Origin of the sequence: uncultured Gimesia sp. (assembly GCF_937910335.1) — a bacterium.
Lineage (GTDB): Bacteria > Planctomycetota > Planctomycetia > Planctomycetales > Planctomycetaceae > Gimesia.
Genome location: NZ_CALEMX010000246.1, coordinates 1 through 7,855, shown reverse-complemented (window position 1 = coordinate 7,855; position 7,855 = coordinate 1). Strand labels below are relative to the sequence as shown.

General features: G+C 42.3%; 6 protein-coding genes. 4 read left to right on the top strand and 2 right to left on the bottom strand.

What is annotated here, in order from left to right; translation table 11 throughout:
* The coding region (locus Q0668_RS09965; protein WP_298863669.1) for a hypothetical protein at window positions 1–334 on the top strand (334 nt) is incomplete at its 5' end.
* Between the two features lie 127 nt (window positions 335–461).
* On the opposite strand, the gene Q0668_RS09960 is transcribed toward Q0668_RS09965, so the two are convergent.
* Window positions 462–1,307, bottom strand: coding sequence for a hypothetical protein (locus Q0668_RS09960; RefSeq protein WP_298863667.1), 846 nt, complete (start codon window positions 1,305–1,307; stop codon window positions 462–464).
* A 134-nt stretch (window positions 1,308–1,441) separates the two neighbouring features.
* Entirely contained in the window at window positions 1,442–2,908 is a 1,467-nt protein-coding gene (locus Q0668_RS09955; protein ID WP_298863664.1) for a hypothetical protein, read from the bottom strand.
* A gap of 899 nt (window positions 2,909–3,807) precedes the next feature.
* Here Q0668_RS09955 and Q0668_RS09950 point away from each other — a divergent pair.
* From Q0668_RS09950 to Q0668_RS09940, 3 genes are all read left to right on the top strand, one after another.
* Window positions 3,808–4,032, top strand: a complete 225-nt coding sequence (locus Q0668_RS09950) for a carbon storage regulator (RefSeq protein ID WP_298863661.1) — start codon at window positions 3,808–3,810, stop codon at window positions 4,030–4,032.
* Between the two features lie 132 nt (window positions 4,033–4,164).
* Window positions 4,165–6,198, top strand: coding sequence for a S41 family peptidase (locus Q0668_RS09945; RefSeq protein ID WP_298863658.1), 2,034 nt, complete (start codon window positions 4,165–4,167; stop codon window positions 6,196–6,198).
* 221 nt (window positions 6,199–6,419) lie between these two features.
* Window positions 6,420–7,397, top strand: coding sequence for an L-threonylcarbamoyladenylate synthase (locus Q0668_RS09940; RefSeq protein WP_298863655.1), 978 nt, complete (start codon window positions 6,420–6,422; stop codon window positions 7,395–7,397).
* Window positions 7,398–7,855 lie beyond the last annotated feature (458 nt).

Here is a 7,855-nt window from a genome sequence, read left to right as displayed (position 1 = left end):
AGATCAGGACTATGATTTGATAGTAACGAACTTCTTCCTGGACGTGTTTAACGAAGAGTCGCTCGTTAATAGCATTTCTAAAATCACTGCTTCCTGCAAAAGAGGCACATTTTGGCTATACGCAGATTTTCAGATCTCAGGCGGAAAGTTCCAGCAACTCAGAGCATGCATGTGGCTGAATTTGATGTATCTGTTTTTCAAAATAGTGGCTCAAATTCAAGCACATAAGCTGATAGATCCGTCCACGATTCTCGAACAACAGGGTTTTCAATTAAAAGCTGTTTCAGAGTTTGGACGAGGATTAATGCGGTCGGAGTTAAGGCAATGGGACTAGTGGAGTTCATTTTTGAATATTGAGGTGATCGAGATTACGGGAGTGCAGCAACGAAGCACGTAAACAACACTCCTAGCCCTCAATTCCAAGCTTGACAAAGCACTAGCACTTGATGACGACTGTTGATTTACTCAGACAATTCCTTCAAAAATGAAAAGTCTATGGTACAGACTAAAAGAAAAATGATCTGAAAAAGAGACGCCAGTCCTTCAATGTGTGTGTCTGTCACTTCGGTATCATGATCTTCCAGTTTTCTCATAATCCAATATATTACGAATGCAGCGGCTAAGAGTGCTGGAGCCAGATAGTGCAATGAGGCCCAAAATCCGAGTAAAAATAATGGGATCAAACATAAACTGGCGTACCCCAGTTGCTTCTTCGATAAAGGACGATTGGGATTTAACCATCTGGCAGTCTCATCATGAGAAGAAGTAAAGCTGATAGAAAAAGGAACAATCCAGGTTCCCAAAGAAATGGAAGTCAGTATCAGGATACAGGGTGTGAGAATCGAAGTGACATTGGAAAATAGTTGATGAAATATGACGAGACGCAATAGCATGAAAAGAATTGTCAGGACAAAAATATTTCCAGAAGAAGTGGATGACTTCTGAGAGACTAAAAGTGTTCGGCAGAGGGGGATCGATTCGGGAACAAAAGTGCGAAGAAATACTAACTCGAGTGAACCAACAAGCAGAACGGCAATCGCTAAAGGCCAAAAAACTTGCGTGAGAGCCAATAGTATTGTCAGTAAAAACGCCAGACTCATTCCCGCCAGCGGCAAAAAAGAAGTACTTCTTGATTCTATGCTTTCTATTCTATCAGCATCCAGATGTAAAAAGGAAATTCGTGAATAGCGTTGAATGGCAATAAAGTATGCAACAATATAATCCACCCAGTCGGTTAAATTCTGATCTGTTATGTCAGACTTATTTGAATGCGGGTCCCCTCCCGTAGGGCTTGAAGAATTCATCATCAGTTCGATTAGCCTTTGAAAATGGCTATGCTTTCTGAGAATAGAGCCATTACTAAATTATTTATATGTCGTTGCGCAAAAACAAGGCCCTCAATTAATAAGGGCCTTGAATGGAGATCAATCTGAGAATTTCTCTATTTGGTCGCGTATCGCACATCCATCAACATTTGTGTGATACGAACTGCGGTCTCCTGAATTTGATATTTTTCACGAGAGTCACATCGAGATATTTTCTCATGAACCGTAAACCAGCTTTCGAAAAGTTCTGAAGTCTTCGCAGAAATCAGTGACCTTGAAGAAGGTTTCATTATCACGAGCCGATGAAGCTCATGAGCAATGGTTGAGAAATCACGAATGGCATTTTGTGTCGATCTTCTGACAGAAGGTGACTCAGTTGCCAACCATTGTTCAGCGATAATCGAAAGCTGTGAAGTTTGCGTTTCCAATGCTACAACAAGCTTAGCGAGGTCGAGATTTTCTGAGGGTTCTTCGACACGAAGTGATACTCGCAATGCATTGATTGAAGAATCGACTTTATCCAGCAGCTGCAATGCCGCAGGGCTTTCTACACTGTGAAACAAAGCGGAAAAATCTTTCCATGAATCATCAATGTAAGTGAAAGAAGTAATCAATTCATTGCTGGACTCATTATGGTTGACTGTGTCGATCAGATTTTCAACAGTCCCATAAAACTCATCGGACGTTGAAATATAATTAGCTGGAGGTAAGCTGATCAAGAGGCGAAGTGTAGCTCTGCGATAGAATTCGTCTACGTCCCGTTTCAAAGCTTCCGTTAAATGCGCAATTTCCTCAAGATTGGCTCCATCCTGAGGTAACCAGAGAAGTTCTTGAATTGATCGATCCTGTTGTACTACGCGTTGGATTCCACGACTTAAAATGCGATTATGGTAAGGACGCAAGCGAGCTGCGTAACTGTACCAGCTGTCACGAAAAGCCAGATATTCTCGTTTAATGGAATCATAATTCTGTCGATCGATAATCAAATTAGAAACTTGAATCATTCTTTGTTCAACTTTTTGTCCCTCTCTCACCAGGTCAAATTTTTGTGGCTCACGCGAGAGTTCAATTTCGATGTCTTCTACTAAATTGCCCAGTGCATTGGCTAGCGCTGATGTTTGTCTTAAGAGTTCGGTTCGTTTTAGTTGAGGACCAGTTTGCAGCATGTCGCCTAACTTGCGATCATGGTCATTCATTCGCACAACGATTCTCTTGGATTCTCTATCCAGGCCGCGTACTTGATCCAGTTGATGTGAGACGACTCTCCATAATTGGTCAATTTCACCGTATTCTGCTGCTATCAAAGTAAGATCGCTACTACGACGAACTTTTTCGGCTAGAATTGATGCGCGGGCTCTCACTTTTAGTACATCGGAAATATACTCACGAACCCCGGGAACTTGATACATGACTCTGTTAAGGCTGATTGCTAATGCCGAGCTGTCATTCGAGAACTTATCAAGTAAATCTCTCACTTCGCTGATATTGATTCGTGAAGTGTTCAGTTGAGGGGTTGGAGGAAGATACAAGCCCGATGGCTTATATTCACGGTCCCGTGTTGCTAATTCAGATTTTTCCAACAAGCGAAGTAAATCGTTTACAAGTTTACTGTTATTGTCGCTTGGAGATTGTGCATGTGCGCTTGGACTGAAACAAACAGTTGCGAATCCAAAAACCAAAAGTACAACGATAACTTTTGACGTAGGGGGCAAAAATCCCAAGAGATTTTTGTAACTAGTAGTGGTGTGGCTGGAGCGGGAATACATTCACACAATCCTTTCTTGTGAATTCTACGGCTTGATTAACCAGTGTCTTCCATGACTGTCACTCTGTCGAGAACAGGCTGAACATCAAACGATGGTTGGTAATTTTGGCCCGTTTGATAGCTAACATGTTTTGTAAGATCTGATAGAAGCTGAAAAAGGCAGCAATACTGCGAGCAAAGCAGTCTCAACTTTAAAGTTCATCATATCAGGCGGCGAAGTTTACTGGTTTTGTAAATTGCGTCAAGACCATGCTGGCCATCGATTCATCGCGATCCAATTGAAGAGACAGATTGTCATCGAAATGAAAAGGTTGAACTTTTTTAGAAGGCAGTAAAACTCTGGTTGAGAAGCTGGGGCATTGCCGCTGAGTTGTCGGATTGAGTAAAGAGTGATGATTTTTGGGGGAGATTCATTCCTTTGTGTGTAATCATAAAATGGACTATTGATATTTTGATCCATTGTAATTTTGGGTTCGTTAATAGATATGTTGTCAATATTACACGCCACAATCAAGTGCTCGTAATTGCGGCAAAGAAATCAATAAATTCGTAAGTGTATGCAATATAAAGATATAAGTATTTGAATCTGTTTGAATAAATGAATTGGCACACCGAATGCTATGTATCAGTTTTAGCCACTTAACAATAACAATATGACATCAATATGATTCTTATGAGAGAACGCATTGGTGGTCAGCAATAACAGGAGATTATCTGATGTTAGTTTTAACACGAAAACGAGATGAAGTAATTCAAATTGGTGACAACATCGTGATCAAAATTCTTAAGACAGGCAAGGGGGCCATTAAAATTGGCATTGATGCCCCAAGCGAGATACGGGTCACTCGTGGAGAACTACTGGAAGAAGAAAAGATTTCAGAATCCATCGATTCTGCTCTTTCTACAAAACAGGAACAGGCCTTGAATACTCAGTGCGCTTAAAAAAATTAAGCGGAACGGTACATACTATGTGAACCGTTTATTATTTTCTTTTTTCATTTCCGTTAAGCCATCACAAAGGAAGTTGATCGGCCGGACTTAATAGTCGCCAGGCGACTTATATTGGAGGGGATCATGAACCGATCACAATTTAATTACACTCAAAACGAAACCTTTAATTCAGCACGCCTTTTTGTTTGGGGAATGGTCTTATTAATGACGGCTGTTTTCTTGACTGGGTGTACAACACTCTCTCACGCAGCAGACTATGATTCGTATCGAGAAAATTCCTATCGTCGAGCTGATGATCCAACTTTTGATCGTCGTAATTTGGATCATTCTATTGATGATCTTCTACCGCCATCCTATTCCAGAGATCAGCGGTTTCAAAAACAGCGTTCGAGATATGACGATACTCGATCTGATGAATTTGAATTAAAATTAAAAAGATTATTATCTGGTAACGATCAACGATATGATCGCTCTCGCGATCACTATGAAAACAATCCCCGAGAAAGACGCGATTCGTTTCCAAAACGCCAACTACGCGAATCGTTTCCAGCACGCCAGCCAAGCGAGTCGTTTCCAACACGCCAGCCACGTGAGTCGTTTGAAGATGATTTCGACAATCAAAAATTAAGAGAGTTGATTAGAGAATTACGTCAAAGGACTCAGCCTCAGTATGATCGGGATCGATATGAAACAAGTTTCCCCAATCAAATTCCCATAGACCCTAACCGGGAAGTCAAAGCCAAGTTGTCGCAGCGATATTCCAGTCCTTCCGTTGTGGCAACGATGCAGAGACTTGACCCGCAAAGGGCTTATGCATTCTACCTGGAAGTAAATCGGATGATTGACTCACGTCATGTGCAACCTCCTTCCTACGATGTACGAACGAAAAAATCGTTACAAAATTTGATATTCGCTGTAGAAAATCAAGCGTTTATGAGCACCAATCGTGTTTCAGCCTCACCGGAACAAATTCGAATGGCACAGCAAAGTTGGCAGCAATTGATGAATCAAAATCCCGCTCGCAATTCACAGGAAGCGGTAACCGTTTTACGTCAGGCGGCGGATATTGCTGGAAGCCAACTTCAAATGCAGCCGACTGGTGTGATTTATGAGTTCGCTTATGGGTCGTTGGATGCACTTGATAAACACTCACGATTCGAATTTACGCCCAGTGTGTCTGGACCACGTGTCGATACTGGAGGCAATAATATTGTGGGCGTGGGTGTACAATTAAAAACTCACCGAGAGGGTGCAGTCATCTTACGAACGATCAATGGAGGTTCCGCGCAGAAAGCAGGACTTCAACGTGGTGATGTAATCGTAGGTGTAAATCAAAGAACGTTAACAGGACTTTCGCTTGACGAAGTTGCAAATCTGATTACCGGACCCGCTGGTTCATCAATTTCCCTCAATGTGCGTAGAGGGAGCAGGGATGCCAGGGTCAATCTGAGTCGACAATCCATTCGGATCACAAACATCAGTGAGGTGAAAATGGTTGATGCACAACAAAAAATAGGATTGATCCGTCTGGAAAAGTTTGGAGAAGGAGCCGTTCAGGAATTAGATAAGGCGTTATGGAATCTACACCAGCAGGGTATGAAATCTTTACTGTTTGACTTGCGTGGAAATCCGGGAGGCTTGTTGACTGAGGCAATTGCTGTTTCGAATCGGTTTGTCCCATCTGGTCAAATTGTATCGACTCGTGGACGTAACCAGGGTGACAATACCGTTGAGTCAGCAACGCATGAGCAAACCTGGAAAACTCCTCTTGTTGTATTGGTAGATGGTGATAGTGCCAGCGCAAGTGAAATCTTTGCGGCTGCTATTCAAGAGAACCGTCGAGGTCTGATTGTTGGCCGGAAAACTTACGGTAAGGGAACGGTCCAAACACATTTTCCATTGCAATCTGTAGCTGGAACATTTTGGTTAACAACTGCTAAATTTTATTCACCTACGGGACGGGAAATGGCAGGGACTGGCGTGACTCCGGATGTTTCAGTCAAAATGACTGAGCGTGAATTAGAAGAAGTGGGACCTCTCGATCGAGATCTTGAAGCAGGGGTCAACGCAATTTTAGGTCAAAAACCCGGAGAACTCGTAAATAATTTGCCAAGAAGGCAGCAGGCTACTCCAGTGCAATTTCAGTTTTCAGGTTAAAATAAACTCCTTTGCTAATCAAGTTTATACTTGTTTCTGATAAAATTGAGACTCTCGTAATCGTCTCAGATTCGATTTAAAGCTGTGTGCTTTTCCGGTTGCCCCGGGTATCGAGACTGATATGATGCGAGGGTCTTTTTTTGATTTATTCAAGGGATCGTCAGAAGTAAAATTGCAATTAACAATAGACTTTTTTCTTAGTTACATACTTAAAAATAATAATGAATTGTGCAATTAGTCAGGATATCACAGCCGGTGCCGAGTTGATTCGAGCTGGTGAGCTCGTTGCATTTGCAACGGAGACGGTTTATGGCCTTGGAGCAAATGCACTTGATTCAGAAGCGGTTGCCAGGATATTCGAAGTAAAGCAAAGGCCTCACTTTGACCCTTTGATTGTTCATATTTCTAATGTCAATCAACTTGACCAACTTACACTTGGATTATCAAAACAGGCTGAAAAACTTGCAGAACAGTTTTGGCCAGGCCCCTTAACCCTGGTTGTTCCCAAAACAGGAGTTGTTCCCGATCTCGTTACATCCGGATTAGGCTCCGTTGCGATTCGTATCCCTGCGCACCCAATAGCGAGACAGCTATTGGAAGCTGCGAAACTACCAATTGCAGCACCCAGTGCGAATAAGTTTGGTTGCCTGAGTCCTACTCTGGCTCAGCATGTTGAAGAGCAGCTAGGCAATGAAATAAAACTGATTTTAGACGGAGGACCATGTTCTGTAGGTGTTGAATCGACGGTCATCCAATGCATCGAAGACACCCCGGTTTTACTAAGACCGGGAGGAATATCGCTTGAAGAGATCGAAGCATGTATAGGGCAGGTACGCATCGCAAAAATTGAAGATCATGCAGAAGTGAAATCCCCTGAAAGTCCTGGAATGTTGCCTAGACATTATGCCCCGCGCGCTCGATTAGTAATAGCAGACAAGTTAGACGAATTGCCTGCAAAAGGTGTAAATGGTCTACTGAGTTTGTATCCGCTTGAAGAGACGTTTTTAAAGGGTGCTCAATTTTCGGCTCAGGAGATCTTGTCTCCCACCGGTGATTTGAGAGTCGCTGCAGCAAAATTGTTTACAGCATTAAGGAATCTTGATTCAGCCGGAGTTGAAAATATTATTGCGCTACGAATGCCTGAGAAGGGGCTAGGAAGAACAATCAATAATCGCCTGGAGCGCGCTGCCGAATCGTAATCAGAGAGCATTTTTCATGATTTCACGAAATTCTGTAATGCTATTTTCTTACAAGCGAATGCTATATAGAACGTAAAGTAAACCCGGAGATAAAAAAAACGCCAGCACCGTTCAGAGGGGGGTGAACGATACTGGCGATCAACAAAAATCTGGTTTTCTAATTGAAAAGCCGGATTGATCTAAAAACTACTCTTTCAATTCGGCAATGATGAAACCTAAGTAGATGATCAACTATGCTTTACTTCCAACCAGATAGATTCAAAGTTGCTTTCTCTTGAGAGGTAACTTAGTCGTGAATCTGATAAGTTGCGGCTAGCACTGAATAAGAAATAGCCTTTATCAGGTCATTTTAAAGTATCGTGATTTTCTTCAGCCAAACCGTAGCTGAATCGAAAAATCGATCATTAAACCGATATTTCCCATTTGGGTTGAGCCAGGAATCGATCCAGGCTCGAATC

Excerpts from the sequence above, each read along its gene's own strand:
- Q0668_RS09960 (WP_298863667.1), bottom strand. The coding sequence starts at position 1,307 with ATGATGAATTCTTCAAGCCCTACGGGAGGGGACCCGCATTCAAATAAG.
- Q0668_RS09950 (WP_298863661.1), top strand. The coding sequence starts at position 3,808 with ATGTTAGTTTTAACACGAAAACGAGATGAAGTAATTCAAATTGGTGAC.
- Q0668_RS09945 (WP_298863658.1), top strand. The coding sequence starts at position 4,165 with ATGAACCGATCACAATTTAATTACACTCAAAACGAAACCTTTAATTCA.
- Q0668_RS09940 (WP_298863655.1), top strand. The coding sequence starts at position 6,420 with ATGAATTGTGCAATTAGTCAGGATATCACAGCCGGTGCCGAGTTGATT.